The 24,506-nt window shown below is 51.9% G+C and carries 26 protein-coding genes and 3 tRNA genes; 14 read left to right on the forward strand and 15 right to left on the reverse strand.

What is annotated here, in order from left to right; all coding sequences use genetic code 11:
• Positions 1–3: 3 nt before the first annotated feature.
• A complete protein-coding gene (locus KHS78_RS00925; RefSeq protein WP_211824313.1) occupies positions 4–708 on the reverse strand; it encodes a hypothetical protein in 705 nt (234 codons plus the stop codon).
• 134 nt (positions 709–842) lie between these two features.
• Between KHS78_RS00925 and KHS78_RS00930 the strand changes: the two genes are divergently transcribed.
• Entirely contained in the window at positions 843–1,580 is a 738-nt protein-coding gene (locus tag KHS78_RS00930; protein ID WP_211824315.1) for an SAM-dependent methyltransferase, read from the forward strand.
• A 6-nt stretch (positions 1,581–1,586) separates the two neighbouring features.
• Here the strand turns inward: KHS78_RS00930 and bluB are convergent, their stop codons facing one another.
• From bluB to KHS78_RS00945, 3 genes are all read right to left on the reverse strand, one after another.
• Positions 1,587–2,240 (reverse strand): 5,6-dimethylbenzimidazole synthase, encoded by a 654-nt coding sequence (gene bluB / locus KHS78_RS00935; RefSeq protein WP_211824317.1) that lies wholly within the window; start codon positions 2,238–2,240, stop codon positions 1,587–1,589.
• Positions 2,241–2,320: 80 nt separating this feature from the next.
• Positions 2,321–2,860, reverse strand: a complete 540-nt coding sequence (locus KHS78_RS00940) for a hypothetical protein (RefSeq protein WP_211824318.1) — start codon at positions 2,858–2,860, stop codon at positions 2,321–2,323.
• A 290-nt stretch (positions 2,861–3,150) separates the two neighbouring features.
• The gene (locus tag KHS78_RS00945) at positions 3,151–4,275 is read right to left on the reverse strand and encodes an ATP-NAD kinase family protein (RefSeq protein ID WP_343216854.1); all 1,125 of its coding nucleotides are present in this window, start codon (positions 4,273–4,275) and stop codon (positions 3,151–3,153) included.
• Between the two features lie 242 nt (positions 4,276–4,517).
• On the opposite strand from KHS78_RS00945, the gene KHS78_RS00950 reads away from it, so the two are divergent.
• Complete coding sequence (locus KHS78_RS00950; protein WP_211824320.1) at positions 4,518–4,727, forward strand: PA1571 family protein; 210 nt, start codon at positions 4,518–4,520, stop codon at positions 4,725–4,727.
• Here KHS78_RS00950 and pdxB read toward each other — a convergent pair.
• Positions 4,717–5,862: a 4-phosphoerythronate dehydrogenase PdxB gene (gene pdxB / locus KHS78_RS00955; protein WP_211824322.1), complete on the reverse strand. Its 1,146-nt coding sequence runs from the start codon at positions 5,860–5,862 to the stop codon at positions 4,717–4,719. The two genes, KHS78_RS00950 and pdxB, sit on opposite strands and share 11 nt — an antisense overlap.
• Before the next feature lie 45 nt (positions 5,863–5,907).
• On the opposite strand from pdxB, the gene KHS78_RS00960 reads away from it, so the two are divergent.
• From KHS78_RS00960 to KHS78_RS00970, 3 genes are all read left to right on the forward strand, one after another.
• Positions 5,908–6,489 carry an elongation factor P hydroxylase gene (locus KHS78_RS00960; RefSeq protein WP_246505967.1) on the forward strand — a complete coding sequence of 194 codons (582 nt, stop codon included), beginning with the start codon at positions 5,908–5,910 and terminating at the stop codon, positions 6,487–6,489.
• A gap of 139 nt (positions 6,490–6,628) precedes the next feature.
• Complete coding sequence (locus tag KHS78_RS00965) at positions 6,629–8,017, forward strand: MATE family efflux transporter (RefSeq protein WP_211824324.1); 1,389 nt, start codon at positions 6,629–6,631, stop codon at positions 8,015–8,017.
• 102 nt (positions 8,018–8,119) lie between these two features.
• On the forward strand, positions 8,120–8,833 hold the full coding sequence (locus KHS78_RS00970) for a hypothetical protein (protein WP_211824326.1): 714 nt from the start codon (positions 8,120–8,122) through the stop codon (positions 8,831–8,833).
• A 51-nt stretch (positions 8,834–8,884) separates the two neighbouring features.
• Here KHS78_RS00970 and KHS78_RS00975 read toward each other — a convergent pair whose 3' ends face one another.
• From KHS78_RS00975 to KHS78_RS00985, 4 genes are all read right to left on the reverse strand, one after another.
• Positions 8,885–9,193, reverse strand: coding sequence for a BolA family protein (locus KHS78_RS00975; protein WP_211824328.1), 309 nt, complete (start codon positions 9,191–9,193; stop codon positions 8,885–8,887).
• Positions 9,194–9,327: 134 nt separating this feature from the next.
• Positions 9,328–9,954, reverse strand: a complete 627-nt coding sequence (locus KHS78_RS00980) for a tRNA-uridine aminocarboxypropyltransferase (RefSeq protein ID WP_211824330.1) — start codon at positions 9,952–9,954, stop codon at positions 9,328–9,330.
• A 159-nt stretch (positions 9,955–10,113) separates the two neighbouring features.
• The gene (gene ccoM, locus KHS78_RS22390) at positions 10,114–10,230 is read right to left on the reverse strand and encodes a cytochrome c oxidase subunit CcoM (protein ID WP_281416953.1); all 117 of its coding nucleotides are present in this window, start codon (positions 10,228–10,230) and stop codon (positions 10,114–10,116) included.
• 64 nt (positions 10,231–10,294) lie between these two features.
• The gene (locus KHS78_RS00985; RefSeq protein WP_246505969.1) at positions 10,295–10,924 is read right to left on the reverse strand and encodes an alpha-ketoglutarate-dependent dioxygenase AlkB family protein; all 630 of its coding nucleotides are present in this window, start codon (positions 10,922–10,924) and stop codon (positions 10,295–10,297) included.
• Positions 10,925–10,994: 70 nt separating this feature from the next.
• On the opposite strand from KHS78_RS00985, the gene KHS78_RS00990 reads away from it, so the two are divergent.
• The 7 genes from KHS78_RS00990 to KHS78_RS01020 all read left to right on the forward strand — a co-directional run bounded on the left by KHS78_RS00990 (position 10,995) and on the right by KHS78_RS01020 (position 20,743).
• Positions 10,995–11,273: a YebG family protein gene (locus tag KHS78_RS00990; protein ID WP_211824332.1), complete on the forward strand. Its 279-nt coding sequence runs from the start codon at positions 10,995–10,997 to the stop codon at positions 11,271–11,273.
• 309 nt (positions 11,274–11,582) lie between these two features.
• Positions 11,583–14,495 (forward strand): RNA polymerase-associated protein RapA, encoded by a 2,913-nt coding sequence (rapA, locus tag KHS78_RS00995; RefSeq protein WP_211824333.1) that lies wholly within the window; start codon positions 11,583–11,585, stop codon positions 14,493–14,495.
• A gap of 264 nt (positions 14,496–14,759) precedes the next feature.
• Positions 14,760–15,602, forward strand: a complete 843-nt coding sequence (gene minC, locus KHS78_RS01000; RefSeq protein WP_211824335.1) for a septum site-determining protein MinC — start codon at positions 14,760–14,762, stop codon at positions 15,600–15,602.
• Between the two features lie 178 nt (positions 15,603–15,780).
• Positions 15,781–16,593 (forward strand): septum site-determining protein MinD, encoded by an 813-nt coding sequence (gene minD, locus KHS78_RS01005; RefSeq protein WP_211824337.1) that lies wholly within the window; start codon positions 15,781–15,783, stop codon positions 16,591–16,593.
• Positions 16,593–16,862, forward strand: coding sequence for a cell division topological specificity factor MinE (gene minE, locus KHS78_RS01010; RefSeq protein WP_211824339.1), 270 nt, complete (start codon positions 16,593–16,595; stop codon positions 16,860–16,862). Before minD ends, minE begins: the two co-directional genes overlap by 1 nt.
• Before the next feature lie 62 nt (positions 16,863–16,924).
• Complete coding sequence (locus tag KHS78_RS01015) at positions 16,925–18,244, forward strand: M18 family aminopeptidase (RefSeq protein ID WP_211824341.1); 1,320 nt, start codon at positions 16,925–16,927, stop codon at positions 18,242–18,244.
• Positions 18,245–18,595: 351 nt separating this feature from the next.
• Complete coding sequence (locus KHS78_RS01020) at positions 18,596–20,743, forward strand: carboxy terminal-processing peptidase (RefSeq protein ID WP_211824344.1); 2,148 nt, start codon at positions 18,596–18,598, stop codon at positions 20,741–20,743.
• A gap of 45 nt (positions 20,744–20,788) precedes the next feature.
• On the opposite strand, the gene KHS78_RS01025 is transcribed toward KHS78_RS01020, so the two are convergent.
• Positions 20,789–21,139 carry a hypothetical protein gene (locus KHS78_RS01025; protein WP_211824346.1) on the reverse strand — a complete coding sequence of 117 codons (351 nt, stop codon included), beginning with the start codon at positions 21,137–21,139 and terminating at the stop codon, positions 20,789–20,791.
• 139 nt (positions 21,140–21,278) lie between these two features.
• Between KHS78_RS01025 and KHS78_RS01030 the strand changes: the two genes are divergently transcribed.
• Complete coding sequence (locus KHS78_RS01030; protein WP_211824348.1) at positions 21,279–21,920, forward strand: histidine phosphatase family protein; 642 nt, start codon at positions 21,279–21,281, stop codon at positions 21,918–21,920.
• Between the two features lie 101 nt (positions 21,921–22,021).
• Positions 22,022–22,312 carry a cold shock domain-containing protein gene (locus tag KHS78_RS01035; RefSeq protein ID WP_211824349.1) on the forward strand — a complete coding sequence of 97 codons (291 nt, stop codon included), beginning with the start codon at positions 22,022–22,024 and terminating at the stop codon, positions 22,310–22,312.
• 63 nt (positions 22,313–22,375) lie between these two features.
• On the opposite strand, the gene KHS78_RS01040 is transcribed toward KHS78_RS01035, so the two are convergent.
• The 5 genes from KHS78_RS01040 to KHS78_RS01060 form a co-directional block, all read right to left on the reverse strand.
• On the reverse strand, positions 22,376–23,281 hold the full coding sequence (locus KHS78_RS01040) for a LysR family transcriptional regulator (RefSeq protein ID WP_211824351.1): 906 nt from the start codon (positions 23,279–23,281) through the stop codon (positions 22,376–22,378).
• Between the two features lie 242 nt (positions 23,282–23,523).
• Positions 23,524–24,000, reverse strand: coding sequence for a hypothetical protein (locus KHS78_RS01045; protein WP_211824353.1), 477 nt, complete (start codon positions 23,998–24,000; stop codon positions 23,524–23,526).
• 209 nt (positions 24,001–24,209) lie between these two features.
• A tRNA-Asp gene (locus KHS78_RS01050) sits at positions 24,210–24,286 on the reverse strand.
• 23 nt (positions 24,287–24,309) lie between these two features.
• A tRNA-Val gene (locus tag KHS78_RS01055) sits at positions 24,310–24,385 on the reverse strand.
• Between the two features lie 33 nt (positions 24,386–24,418).
• Positions 24,419–24,495 (reverse strand) — tRNA-Asp (locus KHS78_RS01060).
• Positions 24,496–24,506: the final 11 nt, after the last annotated feature.

The raw sequence follows: 24,506 nt of genomic DNA on the forward strand, positions 1-24,506 counted from the left end.
CCTTCACTGATTATCCGGTTGTTCAAAGGTTGTTGGCTGATGGCGAACCACTTGGCTCATACGCTGATGGCGCTCGGAGGCTTTCCTGTGACGCTCAAAATGTTCTTTTAACAATACTTCACCGGATTCAGGATCAAAGACCCAGAACCGGGATAGCTCCTCAAGCAGAGGTTCTTCTTCCTTAGATTGTGCGACTTCCGGCAAGGCGCTCGGACACTGCCCATGATCACGAATGAATGCCTGCAAACGTTGGTTTAACAGTGTCTTTTGTCGCTGGTATAAATCACCTGACTGACCCGACTTCCCTTGATGTAACACCTGCAAGCGATCGCTGATTGCCTGACACACTATCGGTGTATCAATCAACTGCGCGATTTCAGACATCACTGTTGTACAACGCGCCACATCCTGCACGACAGTAAAATAGTAATAGCCCAATAAAACACCGAGCAACCAATCTCCCGGTTCAGCACGATAGCGTGCTTCAAGCTCACTGAGGCCTGATGACGACTCATCATCGGATGATTGAACAAAAAAGAGGCTTTCCAGTGCATCTTTGCTTTTTCCCACTTCATGAAAGAAGTCGATCACATCCATCCCGTTATTGGTGTAGTTCACGGCCCTGAGTGGGCGGATATCCCTGATCTGCTGCTCCAAACGACTTCGCGGTATATTGCTGTCCTTCTTTATTGTAACTGGCTCGGTCATTTGCCCTTCCCTTGCCTTTATGCGCGCGCATCTTGCGACAGGTGATCGCATTTTGATTTAAAGCAGCCACCTCATCTACTCTATTTTTAGATAAGCACAGAGATCACACCATTGCACCGGGGAGGGGAAAAACCATGGACGTTCCCGTTATACCAAACACAGGACGTATATTAGATGTCTGGTTAGGCGGCCAGCATCATACGTCGGCAGACCATGAAGCGGCTCAACTGTTCAGTGGTATCTATGAGCGATTCCCGGAAGTTTTCCAAACCCTGAGGCAATACATTGTTCGCGCCTCTCAACAGCTTCATCAACAGGGCATTGATCGTTTCCTGGTATTGGGAGCAGGTATTCCATCCTGTGGCAATGTCCATGAAGCCGTTCCAAATGCCAGAGTGCTGTATACCGATATTGACCCATACAACATCGAACTGGGTAAACAGCTCTTAGAGAACACTTCGCGGGCTGATTACAGTTATTGTGATGCGAATGATTTCTCGACCTGTGACAAAGACGCGTTAAGGCAGGTGTTAGAAACCAGTGACACGTCGCCCATAGGCTATGTCGTTGTGGGTATTACTGTATTTATGCGAGATGAGGCGGTTTCCGCGTTGTTTCAATCGCTGTATGAGCATGCGCCTGCAGGCAGCCGGGTGATCTTTGATCTGGATAGTCACGCCTTGAGCCATTTCCCCGAAGCATTGGCAATACTTGGTGATAATTTTCATATGCGTACGCCGGAAGATTTCGCCACACTGATTCAACCCTGGCGCGTATCAGAACCAGGTATCCAGCCTGTACAGAGCTGGAACAACCACCAGCCAAATACAGACCTGCCGGTTTTCATGTATGGCGGCATTGCCAAAAAGTAATTCAGCCTAGCGACGTATCACCTTATTGCTCAGCGAACGACGCGTCTCCCAGCCTGACAGCTGTAGTTCCGGTTCTGTATGCTCTTCCTGGGGGTAGCCAAGACAAAGGTAGGCAATGAATTGCCAGTGATCCGGGACGTCGCAGATACCCTTCACCACGTCGGGATTCAGAATAGATACCCACCCTAACCCGACACCATGCGTTCTTGCTGCAAGCCACAGGGAGTAAATGGCCAGAACGGACGAGTAATGCAAGGTTTCAGGCATTGTCGACTGTCCCAGACCGTGCCCCTGATCAGGATTCACATCAACAAAAGTGGCAATCTGTACAGGCGCCTCACGGAGTCCGGCCAGTTTCAGGCTGGCATACCGGGCCGCCCGGGCACCTGAGAACTGCTGTAGCGCAGCGCTATTACACTGTTCAAAGTCTGCCGTTATCTGCGCCCGTCGCTCCATGTCGTCAACCATAATAAAACGCCAGGGCTGACTTAACCCAACCGAAGGCGAGAGATTGGCAATATCCAGCAACTCATCAACTAACCCATCAGGCAATGGACGAGTATCAAAACGTCGCACATCACGCCGCCACTCAAGCAGTTGCCGGAACTGGTTTCTGAAATCTTGATCAAAACGAGGTGGCGTCGCTGCCATTTTTTGCATAGAAAAGCCTCTCCCTGGCTCTGATCGAATGATTGTTTTTTACGGGATAACGGATCCCTGATTACACGTTACATTCTGACTTATTCACTGACAGGCGATGTCGATTCATGGCTGATCACCGGCTCATCCTGCTCTGTGTTAATTTTCAATGTTGCACTTAACGGCTTCTCGTTGGAAGTTAAGCTCGCATGATCATGGCTATTCAAGGTGACCTTGATCTCATTCTCACCCGAGGTGAAGTAATGCCCGGGCAGATGCTCATATGGCCCATAAAGGCGTTTAACTTTCTTGCCATTGATAAACAGATGCGCATGCCCCTGAGCCAGCTCGTCATGTCTAACCGCTGCATACTCGGGTGATTCCAGCTCAAAATTCCGGATATTAAGATGCAGATTAAAACCCGTCACTGCGTCGCGAAATAACAGCAGCGATAATTCCGGTACTTTCACACCCTCAGGCAACGCAACCATTTCCTCATGATGACAACAGGCACGATCTTCCCCGTGTTGCGCATGGGCAGAATGCATACTGTCTGCCAGCAGTGGTGTGATAGACGTACCCAACACACTGGAAAGAAAGAAAGACATCAAAATACGATTATTGCTGCGCCATTTGGCCATGACCACATCCAACCTCACATAATTGAAAAAGACTGATCAAGCGTGGCAACCGTTTATAAGGCTACCTAATAAAAAACATAGAACATTACGCATTGATTGCCTTATACCAATCCGATGGAGGAATAAGGTTGGAGGAGAGGGCTCTGAAGTGACAGTGCAAAAAAGTGCCTATGCTATCGACACTTGAACCCATTCGCTCAATGGCATATTGATAGCGAATGAAAAAAAGAAACTGACTGATACTTATAAGACAAGCCATGCCGAAGAAAACCCTTTCTCCGGCTTAACCGCTATAGCGTTGTAACAGGATAAAGAATCCGATCGTTATATCCCGTCAGTACAGTCATGGTGCCAGATAACGCCTTATCCAGTTCGGTATCGCCGGTATCCAGCAATAACGGCCGCCCATCCAGCTCCCTGATCTTGGTTTTTGTGGCCAGAACCAGAATATTGTCCCGCCCCACTGTACGGATGACCTCTGGACTCAGCTGTTGATTACCCCGCCCCAACAAATGTCCCTGACCACCTATCGCTGTGACCAACAGTTTGACCGGTTTATCCTTGATGTGCGCCAGTATGTCCTGTTCTGTCATATCCGAGGCAATCAAGGTTTCATTGCAGATCAGATCAACACCAAGCAGTGTATTTTCCAGCCCCAGGACATCCATCACTCCTTTGGTCGTTGAGCCCGGACCTACCAGGTAAAGGACATCCTCTTGCATGATTTCATCACGGAAATAATCGGCAATATCCTGAACCACCAGCGCTTCGACTTCACGCCCCGCCTGTTTAACCTGTTGAACAAAACGGCCTTCTTCCGGTACCAGCAAATCACCATAGTGCTTGGCCCTGACGCGTCCTTCCCGAAATGCGGACTCATCAATATCCCTGACATCCTGTTCCCGCAGGCCCACCAGCTCACCCCGAACCAGCATGGCGACCACTTCCCCTGCCGCAGACGGTGTCACCGCGTATACGCCTGAGTGAATTTTGACGCCTGCCGGAATCCCCAGCACCGGCTGCGCGGCACTCACACTGTTACAGATATTTCTGGCGGTACCATCGCCACCGGCAAAGAGAATCAGATTAACGCCAGCCTGCTCCATGGCGGTTGCAGCCGCTTCGGTATCTTCGGGGGATGTCGGCTTTTGCTCAGACCTGCCGAGCAACTGGTTTCCGAAACCCATGCGCTTCAACAAGGCGCTACCCATGTCATCACGCCAGGTCAGAAATTGAATCTGATCCTTAAGCGAAAGCAGTTTTCCCAGTGCAACCTCGGTTCGCGCCTCAGCCCGGGGAGTAGCCCCAAGCGCCAGCGCCTGCTCGACCGTTTCAACACCATCACTGCCCTTCAGGGCAACACGTCCGCCAAGGCCGGCAACCGGATTGATAATCAGTCCTATGGTAAACAACACAATCCCCCTAAATACCACAAACCGTTACAGAAACTGTTCTTGATGGTAACAGCCACTCAAGATACCCTGAAAGCGTCCGGTATCGGGTGACTGAAGACAACCTTTGATGATCCATGCGAGTTTTCAGTCCCCCTTTGTCACCAGGTTGTCATGGCTTGGTCATGGCATTGCCATAAAGGTTAGATAAGCTAAAGCCAATGGTAACCCGATAACACCGGACCCCAGGCCGAAGGAGATGATCAATGACTTACACTCTTAGCTCACCGACACAACAGCCGGTACAGGATCCCACCCAGGCCCAAAGACAGGATTGTTTTAACGGCGCCGCTATCGTTACTGAGGATGGCCGCGAGATCCCGATTACCGAAGCCATGCTGAAGGCAGCCTTTGAGCAGTTTGATGCCACTGGCACCATGTCCTGTCCAACCCATGGGTTTTCAGTTACTCACTGATCACCCGGAACCCCTGACCTTCAAGCAGGATTTGAACGTCTGGGGTCGTATTACGCAGGCGCACTTTCAATGATTGAAATTCACGCCGTTCCAGGTAGTTTTTTCGAAGCCTGTCGAAAACCATCGGAACGGCCTCCTCTCTCTGCCTGAGCGCCAGACGCAGGCGAACATCATCCCGCCTCACATCGTAGACTGCCCGCAGCGCCGTCGTAATTGCCTCTTCCGCCTGCACATCACTGGAGAACGTCAGACTCCGTAATACGGGAATCGGCATGACATTGTTGATTCTAACCCTGGCAGGCAATCCAAAATAACGGCACAGCGCCTGGTATATCATCCCGGTACCACGAATTTTTGCTTCCAGGCTATACCCGGCAATATGGGGTGTACCGATGGCCACATGATCCAGCAGATCAAGAGAAATGTCGGGTTCCTGCTCCCAGACATCCAGCACAGCAGTGATATTCCTCTGCTGCAATCGCGCCAGCAGCGCCAGGTTATCAACAACCGGTCCTCTGCTACTGTTGATCAGAACACTGCCTGGGCGAATCAACCCAATACGCTGCTCATCCAATAGATGGAAGGTCGGATGATCCCCCCCATTTGTTAAGGGGGTATGCAATGAAATGATATCGGCCTTCTTGAGGAGTTCATCCAGTTCGACCCTCTGTTCGGCTTTTTCCGCCGGAGCGAAGGGATCATGCACCAGACAACGTACGCCTGACGCTTCCAGGCGCCCGAGTAACCGCCCACCGACATGACCTTTACCAATAATGCCAACCACCTGATCCTTCAGCACAAAACCTAACTGCTCTGACAGGATATTGATCGCACTGAGGACATATTCAACAACCGAATCAGCGTTACAGCCGGGCGCATGAGCAAAGCCAATTCCCTGTTTCTGCAACCAGTCGGTATCCACGTGATCAATACCACTGGTTGCCGATGCGACAAATCGCACATTGCTGTTTACGAGCAACTCACGATTCACCTGGGTTACGGAACGAACCAGCAACACATCGGCATCAGCCACTTGAGCGGCATCCAGAGTCCGGCCGGGAACGCTGACAACCTCGCCCAAACCACCAAAAAACACATCCGCCAGCGGGATGTTCTCATCGGCGACAATTTTCATTCAACGCCCGCATCAACCTGATAGCCAAGATGACCGGATGGTATAATGCGCCCCGGCATTCCGCAAACCTCCGGCAACATTGACGTTATCATGCAACACAACACCCAGGATCTGGTTACACTGTTTAACAAAACCTTCCTTACAACGGACAATACCGAGCTAGCAGGCGGCTACAACGAACCGCTGTATCAGCCGGCAACACCAGATAACCCCACACATCGCATTCTCTTCACCCATGATTATTTTGCCAGTGCCCTGCATGAAGTCGCCCACTGGTGCGTAGCCGGACCCACGCGTCGGCAGCGGGTGGATTATGGCTACTGGTATGAACCGGATGGCCGAACACAGGAACAACAACACCTGTTTGAACAGGTCGAAGTCAGACCCCAGGCGTTTGAGTGGATTTTCGCCAACGCCTGTCGTTACCGTTTCCGAATCAGCGCAGATAACCTCATGGCAGGTAACAGCGCCTCTCACACCTTCAAAGACAATATATTCAAGGAAGTTCAGACAATTTTCTGCACAGGCTTACCTGCCAGAGCGCAGCGGTTTACCGATGCACTGGCACGATTTTATGGCTGTCACTCTCCACTGGAAGGATTTTCACGGCAATATCTCGATCAGTAGCAAAGCTACTATCAACGTTTCCTCCTGAAACCGGCGCACTTTGAGTAGCAATACTGACTTCTATCGTTTTTATAACAATTTAGAATCAAAACTAACGACAAATAACTTTTATATTCCGAAAAAACGACAGAAGTTATCAATGCACAGCCAAAAAACCCGGTTCCAGCGCTTTATGGCCGAAGCGAAGGAACTGATGATCCTCGCCGCCCCCATCATCGTCTCCCAGCTCTCCATGAGCGGTATGGGATTTATTGACACCAGCATGGCCGGCCAGGCCAGTGCGCGTGACCTTGCCGCCATTGCCATTGGCGGCAGCCTCTGGATGCCCTTCTACCTGCTGGTCAGGGGCACATTGATGGCTACTACACCCACTGTCGCTCATTTGTTTGGCGCGGGTAAAACAGACGATATTGCAGGTGAAGTTCGCCAGGGACTCTGGATTGCATTGATAGCCGGCTTGGTGGCCATGATCTACCTGCACAGCACAGAGCCCTTGCTGCGCCTGATGAAGGTTTCCCCTGACCTGATTGTCATTATCGACGAATACCTGAAAGCACTGGCCTATGGCGCGCCCGCCATCGCCATCTACCAGACATTGAATGCCTATTGCGAAGGTACATCAGATACCCGGCCAGCGATGATATTCAGTGTTATTGCATTGTTGCTCAACATTCCAGCCAACTACATCCTGATTTATGGCAAATTCGGTTTTCCCGCCATGGGCGGCGTCGGCTGTGGCTGGGCGACAGCGCTTGCCTTCTGGAGTATGGCGATCATGATGATGATCTATACCGCCTTTGGCCGAAAGCATAAGCCAAGGGGTATATTTGCTGCCATCGACCGACCTGTCGGTTCACGGATAGCGGAACACCTGAAACTGGGCTTCCCTATCGGAATGACCATGTTTATTGAGGGCAGTATCTTTGCCATTATCGCCCTCCTGATTGGTCGCCTGGGCGCCAGTACGGTTGCCAGCCACCAAGTGGCCCTGAACTTTTCCTCCCTGACGTTCATGCTGCCGTTAAGCATCAGCTTTGCCATCACCATCCGGGTCGGTCAATCGCTCGGCGCCAACAATCCGGAAAAAGCCCGGTTTGCCGCCTATGTCGGCCATGCCGTCAGTCTTTTCTTCGCCTGCCTGAGCGCCGGATTAATGCTGATCGCTCCTGAGATGATTGCCGGAATCTACAGCAGCAACCCGGAGGTCATACAGGCCGCCTCCGCTTTGCTGTTTTATGCTGCCATTTTCCAATTTTCTGACGCCATGCAGGCAGCGGCAGTCGGCTCACTGCGCGGCTACAAAGATACCCGCACACCAATGTTTCTGGTTGTCATGGCCTACTGGGCCGTCGGCTTGCCGATGGGCTATATCCTTGGCATGACCGATATCGCTGGTGACTCCATGGGCCCACGAGGCTTCTGGATCGGACTGGTAGCTGGCCTGACCATAGCGGCCTTGCTGCTTGGGCTCCGCCTCTACGCCACCAGCCTGAACCGGTGCCGGATGATTACCCCTCAAACGGCTTGATTCATCGTTCAGCCCTCCTCCAAATGGGCGATACATAACTCTATCGGCCTACATATTTCACTGGCCGGCAGGATGCCGGCCCGCCTGTCAGAAGGAGCTGTAATGGGTAGTGACAGCAATAACAACACCCCGTCTATCGACAAAGGCGACGGCCAGGTCGTCGACCTGTTTACCGGCAAGACCTGGAATCCTGACGAAGCCAGCAAAATCATCCGCATTGCCCCTGAGCTGGACGGGCTGGAAATGCTTTACAGTAACGATGCCAACCCGGATAAGCTGTTCAGCATGAAAATCCTCTGCTGGGCGCTGAACCAGAATGGTGAAATTGATGCGATGGTCCCCTGGCTGAGCCGGCTGGTCCCCTGCCGGGAATTAAATGATCCGCTGAATGGGCACTGGGAAGGCTATTTTGACAACTTCCATGAAGCCGTGTTTTATGACGCACCGCTCCACAAGGTCGTGGAACTGGAGAGTTCTGCATCCTATTACGACGCTGAATACACCACTGAACAGGACACTATCCAGGAAATTCCTGACCCCATTGGTACACATGCCGTGCTGACAGGCGACAAATTCCAGACAATCACCCTGACCCAGGTGACCAGCTGGCGCCTCCTTAACAATGGCGCCATCCAGGCCATGCTGGCAGACAGTGAGAAAGTAGAAAACACACCGGTGCTAGTAGGCGACGAGAGCTTGTATGCGGCCCAGGAACACACCGATTTCAAATACTTTTTTCACCATATCATTGCCAACAAGATCAAGGCGGGCGATCCGGAAGCTATGGCAGCCTTCACCCGCCTGCTTGATCTTTGACGACTGAGCAATCACCCAGCTTACTGGCAAGATAGTCTTTCGGAGCAGTGGCTATTTTCCGCCCCCTTTGCAATTGGGCGAAGCTGGCGCCTGCTGAACCGTTTGCCACTCATCCGGCGTATAGGTATGTAACGCCAGGGCATGGACACCACTTTCCAGCTCTTCAGACAGTACGCGGTAAACCATCTGATGCCGTTTGACCGGTAATTTACCGGCAAAACTGTCAGTCACCAGAACCACCCGGAAATGCGATTCCGAACCTGCTGGCACATTGTGCATGTGGCTTTCGTTGTTGATTTCCATATGCACGACAGCAAATGCTGATGCCAGTTTACTTTCTATCCGTTCCTGTACTTCCATACGTGCGACCTGCGATTATCGATGCCACTGACCAACAATGTCTGTAACCAATGGCTTCGCATGATAACACACAAGCCCGATTGAAAGGCTTACCACCCTCAGAACCTGACGGTTAAAACAGTGCTTTCCTCTATTCAGCTCATCTGATTTTTTTCATAATTTCTGGCATACAACGATTCCCCCATGGCGGTAATCTGATTACCTATCAACCGGTCAAATGCCGCCAGCATGCTGTCACAGGCAAACTGATCATGATCAAAGGCCCTAAGCACGTCTACCGCCGCCTCTACGGTTGATAGATAACCGGGCGCCGGCACTTTACGGATACGATACGCCGATAACTTATCCGTCGTAATTTGCACGGCAGGGAGCGTATGAAGGCAAGTGGACAGATAGTATATTTTCCGCGCTTTACGCCATGTTGCATCCAAGAGAATAAACAACGGCTTCCTGTCACCTGACCCGGCATTTACCACTGTATTCAGCGGCACAGCCCCTTCCTTTGGGAAAAGCAACCAAGGTTGGCAGCCCGGATCATTCAATCGTTCCATCAGGTAGGTATCCGATGAAAAATCTTCACCGACAAGAATCTCGGCATTCCCCACAGAAAGCGTGACGATTCTCGCCGTATTCAAGGCATGACGGGATTCATCGGGATGTTGGAGAATCAGTAAATCGACCGGTGCCTGATAAGCGATCAAATCATGACAGTAGCAGACAGATTCAGGACGACCGCAACGCGGGCAAGAAATACGGCTCATGAGAGAGAACAACAGGTAAGAGGAAAAAACGGACTATACGAGCACAGTACCACGTATATCAAACAGACAGGAAAAGAAAATCACTACCGCAAGAATAATAAAACAATAAGACAGCGCGTGAGTGGCTACTACCCAAAAACCACTCTCGATTGATTACGATTACTTGTCAGAATGGCGCTCCATATCTTTCTTGATAAACCAGGCGAAACCACCACCAAACGCAATCACCAATCCAACGGTGACTAAACCCGCTACCACAACCGTATCCAGGTACATAACCCCTCCTTCCTGCATTTTCGTTCTCTTTATGAATTCAGGCTAGCAGCACCCGGAAACCGCCCTATTGACACAGATCAATAACCCTTCGAAAAGTCAGGTTGATGCGGGAGGATATGTTTCTTTGTGTCTTTGGAATCTGATGTTGCCAGTGCTGCTGCATGCCATCCCCCATAAAGAGCAGCGACCCTGCTTCCAGGTTCAGGGTTCGCACTGGAATTGAACGATCCGTTTTATGACGCAACTGAAACCGTCGCGTCGAGCCAAGGCTCAGTGAAGCCACCAGCGGATCGCCCCCCAGTTCTGGCTCATCGTCCGCATGCCAGCCATTGCTATCCTGCCCCGACCGGTAAAGGTTCACCAATACACTATTGAATTCAGCCCCCGTCGCCTGCTCGACCCGCGTTTTGAGCGCATACAAATCCGGCAGCCAGGGCAACGGCTCCAGCTGAATCCCCGAGTAGCGATAACTGGCACCGGAATCACCATACCAGGCTTGCAGCCGGGGCAATGGCAGGGTTCGCCCAAATAATCGGATCTCATCCTGTCGCCACGAAACCGCGTCCAGCAGCTGTTGATACAACCGGCTGGCTTCCTCGACAGTCAACCAAGCTGGCCAGTACCGGCAGACACCGCCCGGCAAGGTGATGACTTCGCCACTCATGACATCTCTGCTGGAATCAGGACTTAACATTTGCCAACACCTGCCCTAGAATACTGTATAGATATACAGAATATCACAGACAAAAACCAAGAGGACCACCATGGCCGTTATCCCCATGTGGCAATGTGACCGGGACGGAAGCATGTTTGCAGATAAAAAAGCTGCCGAAGAGTATGATCGTCAACTGGAACTGGCTGCCAACCTGAGCAGCCTGCTGGAAAAACATTTCAGCACACTGGATGAAGAACTGGCCGAAAATATCGGTCTGCTGCTGGCCCGTCATAAGGACACCCTGTCTAAAGCCTTCAAAGGCAAACCCGAGCTGGTGCTGGAACTGCTGGGCGAAACCCGGCCAGAACCGTCAGCCGAGCCGGCCTGATAGGCACAGCACCCCAACAAACAAGCACTCCGCCTGCCCTGTCATCCACACAGCGGCGGCGTAGACTGAAAGCCGTTATCCGAAGGTGCCTCCCACTCCAACATCTTTGGATGCTTTCAGGTAAATCCCTGCTTCGCCGGAAAGATTCACTTTCCGGCATTTTATTCTCTAAATTTTCCAGCTTCACCTATGCTGTGCACCGACACCAATCATCCGGATTGTTTCCCGTTTCGGTCACCCCCATATTGAGTCTTTCCGGTTATCCGCTAACATACGCACCTTTTTATGTAGAGGGAGCAGGCAACCCCTATGGCAACATTCGTTTCTGGACAACGCTGGATCAGTGATACAGAGATCGAACAGGGGCTTGGCACCATTCTTACCATTGAGGCGCGAACGGTTACGCTACTCTACCCCGCCACTGGTGAAACCCGTGTTTATCGACTGGAAAACTGTCCGCTGACCCGCGTTATGTTCGCGGTGGGCGATACCGTTGAAAGTCATGAAGGCTGGTCACTCACCGTTATTGGCGTCAGGGAAGAAAACGGCCTAGTCACTTATACCGGTACGCTCGACAATGGTGAGCAACGGGACCTCCCCGAGTCCTGTCTCAGCAATTTTATTGAATTTAACAAGCCGCAGGATCGTCTGCTGGCGGGTCAGATTGACCTGAACAGCAATTTTTCGCTGCGTTACCAGACGCTCTGTCACTTCAATCGGGTCATTCAGTCACCCTTGCTGGGTTTGACTGGCGCTCGTGCCAGCCTGATTCCCCATCAGCTGCATATCGCGAATGAAGTGGGCAATCGCTTTGCCCCCCGGGTGCTGCTGGCAGATGAAGTGGGTCTTGGTAAAACCATCGAAGCCGGTCTTGTCCTGAGTCAGCAGCTGCTGACCGGTCAGGCTAAGCGCGTGCTGATTGTCGTTCCGGAACCTCTGGTTCACCAGTGGCTGGTCGAAATGCTGCGGCGTTTCCACCTGCGCTTCAGTGTGTTCGATGCAGAACGCTGCCGCAATGCAGATGGCGACAATCCGTTCAGCAGTGAACAGCTGATTCTCACCAGTCTGGAATTCCTGCGTGATCATCCGGAGCATCAGGAGCAGGTCGTTGACGCTGGCTGGGATCTCCTCGTGGTCGATGAAGCCCATCACCTGCTGTGGACAGAGTCCGAGGGTGGCAGCCCGGAATACCAACTGGTCGAAATACTGGCAAACAGCACTCCCAGCGTACTGCTGCTGACAGCAACACCGGAACAGCTGGGTGTGGAAAGTCACTTTGCCCGATTGCGACTACTGGATCCGGATCGTTTCCATGACCTGGAGCAGTTCCGTCAGGAGTCCGCCGGGTATGAGCCACTGGCCAAAGCCGTACAGCAATTGCTGGAAGCCGAGCAACTTCCCACCGAGCAGGCAGAGGTTATTGCCTCACTGGTGGGTGAAGAAGCGCAGCCACTGCTGGATATCCTGACGGCTGAAAGTCGGGAAGAGGAAGCCTACGATCAGGCAAAAGAGCAATTGATTCGTCTGTTGCTGGACCGCCATGGTACAGGCCGCATCCTGTTCAGGAATACGCGAGCCTCTGTCCCCGGTTTTCCTGGTCGTGTCGTGCAGGGATATCCACAGCCACTGCCGGAGCTGTACCAGATTGCGCTGGAAGAGTCCCGGGAAACCGAGCATCAGTTCAGGCATCAGCTGTTTCCGGAGCTGGCCTACCAGACCAACATCAAGGTTGATGATATGGATCCCTGGTGGAAGGTCGACCCTCGGGTCGAATGGCTTGCCAACCTCCTGAAGCTGTTGAAAAAGGAGAAAGTACTGGTTATCTGCGCCAACGCCACCACCGCCATGGATCTGGAAGCGGCTTTGCGCATTACGTCAGGCGCCCAGGCATCGGTGTTTCATGAAGGCATGTCCATCATTGAGCGTGACCGTGCCGCCGCCTGGTTTGCGGATGAAGACTATGGCGCCCAGCTGCTGATCTGTTCCGAGATTGGCAGTGAAGGCCGTAACTTCCAGTTTGCCCATCACCTGGTGCTGTTTGACCTGCCCTTCAACCCGGACCTGCTCGAACAGCGCATTGGCCGGCTCGACCGGATTGGACAATCTGAAACCATTCGCATTCATGTGCCTTACCTGGAAGGTACCGGTCAGGCTCGCCTGTTTCACTGGTACCAGGAAGGACTGGACGCCTTTGCTGACACCTGTCCTGCCGGTAGCGTCGTTTTCACCCAGCTGGGCGAAGAACTCACCGAATGGGTCAGCCAAATAGCGACAAACGAAACCGATGAAACCGGCGAAGCAAGCAGTCATGAGCTGATCAGCAAAACCCTGGCGCTCAACACAGAGATAGCCGGAAACCTGCGTCAGGGACGAGACCGTCTGCTTGAACTCAACTCCCGTGGTGCCGGTAGCAGTCATGATCTGGCCGCCGAGATTCGAAAACAGGATACACCAAAGGTTCTTCGAAACTACCTGGAACGGCTGATGGAAGGATTCGGCCTGGAAACCGAAGATCACTCCAAACACTGCCTGATCGTTCGACCGGGCAGCCACATGACAGTATCGAGCTACCCTGCTGTGCCTGTTGATGGGACAACCATTACCTTCAACCGCGACACCGCACTGGCACGCGAGGACATGCAGTTTGTCACTTGGGAACACCCCATGGTGCGTGAAGGCATGGAGATGCTGCTGACCAGCGAGACCGGTAATACGTCGGTAGCACTGATCAAGAACAAGGCGCTGAAACCCGGCACCATGCTGATGGAAGCGGTCTTTGTGGTTGAAGCCGGCGGTGACAGGAAACTGCAACTGCACCGGTTCCTGCCACCCACGGTGATTCGCACACTGATTGACCCCAACCTGAATAATCTGGCAGACAAAGTCAGCTTTGAGGGACTGGACAGTCAGCTGCAGAAGCTCAAGACCACCATGGCTCGCAAGGTTGTCAAAGCGCAACGCGAACCTATCCTGAAAATGGTCAACAAGGCGGAAGATTTCGCCCGTACCCGCGTGGCGGATATTATCAATGAGGCTTGCCAGGAATTGATTCAGTCGGTCACACGGGAAATCCGGCGACTTGCTGCATTAAAGGCGGTTAACCCAAATATCCGGGATGAGGAAATTGAATTCCTGAAACAACAGGCGGCCATTGGCCACCAGTGCCTGCAAAAGGCGCAGCTGCGTCTGGACGGCATTCGATTGATCTTCGCGGCGCAATAGTAAGTAACAGTCTCTCGGATTGGGTCTGCTCAGAGCATGAGCCCCTGCCCAATTCGAGAGGTATCTACCTACAAAACCCTGCATAACAGACACTCTTCCCCACCCCTAAAAAAAACGAATAACACCCAGCCCCCCCCTTCCTCCTTATCGTTTGCTCAGTTTTTATCCATCCTATTTCGGAGAGGGCAATAGTGCTTGCCACTCACTATCACAATCTCTAACCTAGCTCTAAGATGCCTGCACGCATGATCACCGGTAACTGCCATGACCAGCACGATTACACCCCATACTGTAAGCCCTTGCTTTCAGCTGAAAGGAAGCATGGTCACGCTGATGACCCTGGAGTTGTTTCACTTCAGCGAGATTGAATTTCGCGCCCAGCTTCAGACTCTGGTTGCACAGGCACCACGCTTCTTTGAAAACACCCCTGTCGTACTGGCTCTGGAACGCCTGAGCAATAACAGCAGCACACCGGACTTTGACCATATCCGTTCTCTCTGTGCCGGGTTTGGCATTAACATTTTTGCTATCCGCGGGGGCAACCATGCACTTCAGCAGGCGGCAGCCAATGCAGGGCTGGCCTGTCTGCCCGCGCAAAAAGGCAATACCGTCAAACGCAAGCTGGACCCAACCTCTCCACCCGCCAAGGAAATACCGTCAGCCAGTATCCTGCCTATGACACAGGCTGAACTTCCCCTGGATCAGAAACCTGAGGAAGGGACACCCGCATCAGACCAGAAAACAGCCGGAAACAATTCATCACAGCAACCTGAAAAAGCTTCACCGACGACCCGTATCATCACCCATCCCGTACGCTCTGGTCAGCAAATTTATCACCCTGGTGAACTGATCATACTGGCGCCCGTCGGTGCAGGGGCAGAAATTCTCGCGGACGGCAACATTCACGTTTATGGCCCCCTGAGAGGTCGTGCACTGGCCGGTGTTAATGGCAACAACAAAGCCCATATTTTCTGTCAGCATTTCGAGGCCGAACTGATTTCCATCAATGGCCGCTTCAAGCCGGCAGGTACAATAGATGAGAAATACTGGAAATCGGCCGTTCACGCCTGGCTGGATGAAGACAATCTCTGCTTTGAAGCACTGTGATACGAAGCTGACTTCGGCTTTCCAGACTGACGCTCCGCGCCAAAAATAGATACAATGACGCCGTGGTGCCACTGCCATGAGATCCGGGCACAGTTTCAGTCGCGACCACTGATTGTACAAGAATAAATCAGTCGTCTATTACCTGTACCCATGTAGTTTGTTTGTAAGGGATGATTCATTGGCCAAGATAATTGTTGTCACATCAGGCAAGGGAGGCGTGGGCAAAACGACATCCAGTGCCGCCTTCTCTACCGGCCTGGCCATGCAGGGTCACAAGACCGTTGTGATTGATTTCGATATCGGTCTGCGCAACCTGGACCTGGTCATGGGGTGTGAGCGTCGTGTCGTCTATGACTTTGTCAACGTCATCAATGGCGAAGCCGCGCTGCACCAAGCCTTGATCAAAGATAAACATACCGACAACCTCTACGTCCTACCCGCGTCCCAGACCCGGGACAAGGACGCGCTGACACTTGAGGGGGTTGAAGCCATTCTTAACCAGCTCAAGGAAGACTTTGACTACATTGTCTGTGATTCCCCGGCAGGTATTGAGAAAGGCGCACTGATGGCACTCTATTTTGCCGATGAAGCCATTATTACGACCAACCCGGAAGTCTCTTCCGTCAGGGACTCTGACCGCATCCTGGGCATTCTGCACAGCAAATCCCGTCGGGCCGAACAGAACCTTGAACCGGTCAAGGAACACCTGCTACTCACCCGCTACGATCCCGAACGGGTCATCAAGGGTGAGATGCTGAGCGTGGACGATGTCAGAGACATCCTGGCCATCCCCCTGCTGGGTGTTGTGCCGGAATCCATGGCCGTCCTGAAAGCCTCCAACCAGGGGCAGCCAGTCATTCTGCAAGATGATAGCGACGCCGGACAGGCATACAATGATATCGTCAGCCGTTTTCTTGGCAAGGATCTGCCTCACCGCTTCCTTGATATCCGGAAAAAAGGCCTGCTGGAACGGATGTTTGGGGGACGCTAATGAGCCTGTTTGACCTTTTCCAGAACAAGGAGAAAAAATCCTCGGCCTCTGTCGCCCGGGAACGACTGCAGATAATCGTCGCCCATGAGCGTGCAGGTCGGGACAGTCCCGACTACCTGCCGGCCATGAAGCAGGATATTCTCAACGTCATCAGAAAATACGTAGCGGTGGAAAATGAGGATGTCAGTATCCAATTCGACACTCGCGAAGAAGTCTCTATCCTGGAGCTCAATGTGACCCTGCCAGAATCATTACCTGGCACGAAATAACTTCATTCCGCTACAGGCCACTGGTATTCTGTCAGGCATTCACTCTGCCTGACAGAATACCCATGACAAAGCACACCTTCGACCGGAATACCTTCAATCAAAAACTGCTGACCTTTCTGGATCAATCGCCGACGCCATTCCATGCCACCCGGGAGATAGCGCGTCAGCTGGACAATGCCGGCTTTACGGCACTCAACGAACGCGATGCCTGGCAGTTGGCCCCTGGCAAAAAGTACTACACCATCCGCAACGGCTCCTCCATTATTGCCTTTACAACAGGCACAGGGAATTATGCGGAACAGGGATTTCGCATGGTCGGCGCGCATACTGACAGCCCGTGCCTGAAGGTAAAACCCAATCCTACGTTACAGGAAAAAGGCTGCTATCAACTGAGTGTCGAGGTCTATGGTGGTGCATTGCTGAACCCCTGGTTTGACCGCGATTTATCACTGGCCGGGCGAGTGACCTGGGCTGACCCACAGGGTCAGCTACACAGCTCCCTGATCGATTTTCGCGACCCTATTGCCATCATCCCCAACCTGGCGATCCATCTTGATCGGGAAGCGAACACCACTCATCCCGTCAATCCACAGAAAGATATCCCCCCTATTCTGTCTCTGCTGAAAAATGACGAAAAGATCGATTTCATGCAGCAGCTGACGAATCGCCTGAAAGCTGAGGAGCCGTCCAGCCAACCAGCGGAAATACTGGATTATGAGCTATTTTTCTACGACACACAGAAAGCTGCCATCATCGGAATGGAACAGGACTTCATCGCCTCTGCCAGACTGGACAACCTGCTGAGCTGCTTTACGGGTCTGCAGGCCCTGCTTGCAGCCGACAGCGAATCTCCCTGCTTGCTGGTCTGCAATGACCATGAGGAAGTGGGCAGCCAATCCGCCACTGGCGCACAGGGGCCGTTTCTGAAAAATGTACTCGAACGCATTATCGGTACAGGTGAACCACTGACCCGCACCATGCAACGCTCCATACTCATTTCGGCAGACAACGCCCATGCCGTTCACCCGAATTACGCCGACAAGCATGATGGCAACCACAGCCCGATAATGAACCAGGGGCCGGTTATCAAGATCAACGCCAACCAGCGTTACGCCACCACGAGCGAAACCAGCGCACTGTTCAGACATCTCTGCCAGAAGGCCAATGTACCGGTACAGAGCTTTGTGGCCAGAACCGATATGGGCTGCGGCAGCACCATCGGCCCGCTCACAGCAGCAGAACTGGGCGTGATGACGCTGGATGTCGGTCTTCCGACGCTGGCCATGCACTCCATCAGGGAACTCGCCGGCACAGAAGATGCCACCAACATGGCTAACCTGCTAACGCATTTCTACAGCGAAGAAAACCTGACCATTCTTTAAACCTGGCCGGGCAGAACCACACGGGTTTTGCCCCATTACCACCTCCCGGCATGACGTATGAATCAAGCCGTCCTATCCTGAAAACATAACGCAGGCAACCTGATCACCCCTTGGCATAGCGGGCTGCACGTGCAGTAGCAAATGCAGCTGTGGCGCGGCAAAAGGCAAAACTATCGCTTTCCCTGCCGCGACAGTTGTAGGTATCATGCTTGAGACGTCTGTAAAAAGGCTGAGTAGACGGCCGATTACCCAGAAACAGCCATCAGCGGGCTGGGTAGAAAAAGGAGTTGTCACCCATGCCGGTTATCCATAACACGCCAGGCAGACACTGATAAGAGAGCGAACCATCTGATGCATTTTAAGGCCCGAACTGCCCGTCTGAATCTGTTTTTTGTCCTGCTGTTGTCATTATCATCGACATTGGCTTTCGCCAAGGATAGCGAGAATAGTCATGTCGATACGGATAAACTGCTCGAACAGCAGCTTGATGTTCTCAAGCCAACGCTGAACCAGGCTATTGCCAGTGTCAATGTCGTGCAGCTACTGCAACGAAACTCCTACGAAAAAATCACCATCGACAACAACAGTTCAGACAAAATTTTCCAAAGCTATCTGGACACACTGGATCGCAATCGCAGTTTCTTCTTAGCCTCTGACATTAAAGAATTCGAACCTTACAGGAACGAACTCGACAGCGCACTGAAAAGCGGCAACCTGAAACCCGCTTTTGATATTTTCAACCGCTACATGCAGCGCAGCGAAGAACGCATCCGATTTGCCCTGAAGTATCTGGAAGCCGGGCTGAACAACATCGATTTCAACAAGAAAGAATCACTGACGATCGATCGTGAAAAATCCCCCTGGCTTGCCGATCGCAAGGCACAGGAAGATCTCTGGCGGCGTCAGCTGAAAGACAGCGTTCTGAACATGAAGCTGAACGAGAAGCCGCTGAAAGAGATCCAGGAGCTGCTTCACAAGCGCTACACCAATCAGCTGCGCCGCCTCCATCAGACCCGTAACGAGGATGCTTTCCAGCTTTACCTGAATGCATTCACGCAGCTCTATGATCCACATACCCAATACTTTTCCCCTCAGCGTGCCGAAACCTTTGATATCAATATGAGCCTGTCACTGGAAGGCATTGGGGCGGTACTCCAGTCAGAGGATGAATACACCAAAGTCGTCAGTATTGTACCAGCCGGGCCGGCAGACAAAGCTGGGCAACTGAAGCCTGGTGATCGCATCATTGCAGTGTCTCAGGGTGAGAATGGCAAGTTCGAAGATGTGGTCGGTATGCGTCTGGACGAAGTCGTTAAACTGATCCGCGGCCCCAAGGGCACCCAGGTGAAACTGGAGACCATCCCATCCACCAGCAAGGATGGCAAGACCCGCATTTACCCCATCACCAGGGACAAGGTAAAACTGGAAGAACAATCCGCCCAAAAAGAAATTGTGACCATCAAGCAGGGTGACAGAGATTACCGTATTGGCGTAATTGAGATCCCAGCCTTTTACATCGATTTCAAAGCCGCCCAGGCTGGTGATCCTGATTACAAGAGCACAACACGGGATGTGCGCAAACTGCTCAAAGAACTCAACAAAGAGAACATTGACGGCTTGATTATCGACCTGCGCAGCAATGGAGGTGGATCACTTCAGGAAGCTAACCAGCTCAGCGGCCTGTTTATCAATGACGGTCCAACCGTTGTTGTTCGTGACAGCCGGGGACGCACCGAGCCTCAGCAGGATCCTGACCCTGAAGAGGTCTACCACGGCCCCATGGCGGTCATGATCAACCGACTGAGCGCCTCGGCGTCAGAGATTTTTGCCGGCGCCATGCAGGACTACCAGCGCGCTGTCATCATTGGCAGCCAGAGCTTTGGTAAAGGCACTGTCCAGACCATCCAACCGCTCAACCACGGCCAGCTGAAACTGACCGTCGCAAAATTCTACCGCGTCTCCGGGCAGAGCACCCAGAATCGGGGGGTCATCCCGGACATCAGCTTCCCCTCCCTGTTCAATAAGGAAGATATCGGCGAAAGCGCATTACCCAATGCCCTGCCCTGGGATGAAATCAACCCAGCCAAGTTCAAGGCGTTTGATCCGCTGACCCCGTTCATGCCCGCTTTGCGCGAACGGCATAACAAACGCATCAGTAACAACCCTGACTTCCTCTATCTCAAGGACTTGAAGACCTTCCAGCAGCGTTATGACAGCAAAAACAGCATTACGCTCAACGAGAAGGAGCGCCGTAACGAAACAGAGGCTATGCGCAAAGAGCGACTCCGCCTTGAAAACCAACTGCGCAAGGCAAAGGAAAAACCGGTTTACAAGAGCCTTGAAGAGTTAGAGGAAGCGCAAAACGCCAACGTCTCCCAATACGGCAAACGTGAGGATGACAAGCCCGAGGAAGATGCCCTGCTGATGGAAAGTGGGAATATTCTGGCTGACATGATCGAACTGTCCTCCCGCTATATCGCAGATAGCGCCAAGCAATAACGTCCCTATGCGGCAGACAGCCCCTGTCTGCCGCAGCCTTTCTCCCTATAAAACGTTCAAATCAGCCCGCATTAACGGCTGCTCACTGACATCAAAACATACCAGCTGAGGCTCTATATCAAACCATTGAGAAAAGAGGCTGTAATCACGCGTACTTGGCCAAAGATCCTCATCTTCCACCCAGGCTTCCAGCTCATTCTCAAACAGCTGCACGGCATGTAACTTCAACCACTGGCCGAAATCGCCCTCCTGCTCCACCTCTTCGAACAGGTAAATCGAACCTTCAGCCCTGAATGCCTCAAGAGTCATTGCTTCATCCGGGTTCACTCGATTGGCCCATTCAACAAACACGGCAGTTGGCTTCAGGGAAACCGCGGACCGATTCAACAACTTCATTCTGTCACCCTGTCATTCGTTCAATAACAACCATTTGGCGCGGAATAATGACGGTTCAGCGCTGAACACGCAAACAACCAGATAATTCATCCCTTTTTTCTAGAATTAGCGCATCTTGCCGAAAACGAGGAGTAGGAGAATGCGCAAAGCACTCATCATTGTCCTGACATTTATCATGACATTACTGAATGCACCTTCGATGCTTGGCAAGGAGCACACCATTATCGTGATGCGACACGGCGAAGCCGATCACAATATCAGCGATCGCTATAATACAAACTCTGAGCACCCTGCTTATAGTCCGTCATACCTGACCGACAACGGCAAAGAACAGGTCAAAAGCAGTGCCCGCGCAATCAACAACCTACTCGACAAAGAAGTCCGTATCGCTCTATTCGCCTCCCCCCTGCCTCGCACCGTACAAACAGCAGAAATAGTGGCCGGAGAACTCCGCATGACTCAACAAGCGATCACGACAGACAGCCGATTGATAGAAACCAATGTGGGAAATCGTGAAGGCCTGCCACATGCTCAATTCGATGACAAAGATCCCTGGTTTCCCGATGACCCCATCGCCTTTGGTGGCGAAACCACTGAACAGATTACTGCCCGATTACAGGCATTTTACGACGAGACTCTTGCAGGGAGTGATACTGACGTCTTCATCATTGTGACCCATGGCTCTCCTGCACTGCTTTTCGCTCACTTAATACAGCCAAATGTTGCACATAGTCGCCTTGCAACGGCGGGCTTTAGCGTTTTTGTCATAAAAGACGATTAGCGTTGTTTTATTGCCTCTCTCAAGATCAATAAATGGGATTGCCTCAGCCGCCCTGATAAGGTTATCGTTTAATCAGGATCAACAATAATGAGAAGAGAAATATGGAGTATTTCATCGGCACCATAAAATGGTTCAGTAACCCGAAGGGAATCGGTTTCATCAACCCTATCAGCGAATCCAATAATCAGGATATTTTTATCCATTACAGCTGTATCAATATGGAAGGCTTCAAAACCCTCAAGGCCGGTGAAACCGTGAAGTTCCTGATGGGCAATGGCGCCAAGGGATTCATGGCAACAGAAGTCGTTCCCGAGACCGAGACACAATCAACCCAGCCAGCTTCTAACATTGAAGAATCAACGCAGGCTCAGGAACCCGAAATGGTCGATTAGCAGGCTAACGCCCTACCCCATCAACATCCTGACAATATCGACGATTCCCGGTTTGATGGTTAATCATTCCGGGATCAACCCGACTCCCTCGGTCACTGAAAACGCAATCTGCCCGCCGTCGATAGCAACCTGATGGTTAAGTTGCTTCATTAAGACCTGCAGACTCTCCAGACGATCGCACTCTTCGTGCCAACTGCAATAGATATGTCGACTGATGACCGGCACATCCTTCACTTGATACAAATCACCCGCAGCAATCAGCGTCTGCACCATTGTCAGCGGCAGATAAGCACAGCCACCATTATTCAGCAGGAAATCCAGTGCTACTCGGGCACTGTTAGTATGGAGAACAGGGGATGGCAAACTACTTAAATGACGCGATAACTCAATACCAAAGCGGGTCCCCCAATCGACCATCACCCAACCCATCTGCCAGGGCACACTACCCTCCATTATCGCTGTACTGGTGACCATCACAAGCTCCACCATCGAGAGTTCGCAATAACCCAGCTCATCCGCTTTGGGCGGATCAAACAAAATAGCGAGATCCAGAGTTCGATTCAGGAGTCTGCGCGCAACCACTTCCGGACTGACACTTTCTGCCCGGACAGCGACTCCCGGATTATCACTGAATATCTGATTAATGCGCTCCTGCAGCAAAATATCCCAGACATTTGGCGTCGCACCAATGGATATCTGAACATTCTGATCACGATCCAGCGCCACATCCAGCCGGGCTCGATCCCACGCGGCAAGGATTGCCTCTGCATGGCTTCTGAGCCGCTCACCGGCCGGTGTCAGCTGAATATTGTTACGGTAACGGGTAAATAGTGGTGCAGAGAGCTGTGACTCCAACTGCCGCACCCTTGAGCTTACAGCTGACTGAGTCAGATAAAGATTTTCTGCAGCCTTACCAAAATGCCGGGTCTTTTCGACTTCCAGAAATGTCTTCAAAAGCTCGGTATCCACAGAACAAAACACTCCTGACAGGCATTAATTGCCATTAAGCATAATAGTCACTCAGGCAACAGCGTTGCCTGTAAGACAAAAAAATCGGGATGCGATTGTCCAACAGTGTCTACCGATTTTCCACTCCATGGATCATCAAGGTAGGAGAAAGCCAGAATAAATACGACAGAATCAAAACAATCGGCATGAGAACCTAGAACACAAGCACCCACGCCGGGAAAGCAGATCAGACACAAACTGGCTTACACTTCATCCATCAGCGATTTGTAACCAAAAAGCTGCTTAATATCAGGCTGCTTGAGAAACTTCTGCAGCCAGAAATGACACCACTGCTGATTATCCAGTGCTGGATCCATGCCGGCAGGTGATACCTCTGCCCGCAACAACACGATCGGATGACGCTCCCCTTCCTCACCGACAACCTGGAACAGCAAACCGGCAGGACGCATCTCGTCTTCATCGTCAATGTCATCCAGAGGCTTGATCGATAGCATCAAATTAATCGACCAGAGCTTGTAATCCTGCTGAATCAGCAACTGAACGGGAACATCAAGCCCACCATCACTCTCAACAGAGAGACGCCTCCCATGCAGCACCACCGAACAGTCAAACTTCCTGATCATCAGTGACTCAATGGTTCTTTCGGAAGAATCACTTAACCACTCATTCAACGACGCTGCACGTGATACGAGCGCATCCTGCATTTCTTGTTTGTTCATACCCATTTCCAGACACGAAAAAACGGCGATTACATGGCTAGAATATGCAGTTAAAACAAATCCGGATTCAAATAAACTTTCTACTTGTGACGATTAAATTTTTTTATCGAGATAACACTGGAAACAGTCGCTTAAACGCGGAGCTTGGAGAGATCATTTTGGAGAAGACAAAAAAAAGCCGATCATTTCTGATCGGCTTTTCTGAAATATGGCGGACCGGACGGGGCTCGAACCCGCGACCTCCGGCGTGACAGGCCGGCATTCTAACCAACTGAACTACCGGTCCGCAGCATACTTGCTTTACTAACCTGGTGGGTGATGACGGGATCGAACCGCCGACCCTCTGCTTGTAAGGCAGATGCTCTCCCAGCTGAGCTAATCACCCAAAATCTTGCAATACATCATCTAGCAAATTAAATGGCGGACCGGACGGGGCTCGAACCCGCGACCTCCGGCGTGACAGGCCGGCATTCTAACCAACTGAACTACCGGTCCGCGACAAACTT

The organism is Kistimonas asteriae, assembly GCF_018263925.1.
In the GTDB taxonomy this organism is placed as follows: domain Bacteria; phylum Pseudomonadota; class Gammaproteobacteria; order Pseudomonadales; family Endozoicomonadaceae; genus Kistimonas; species Kistimonas asteriae.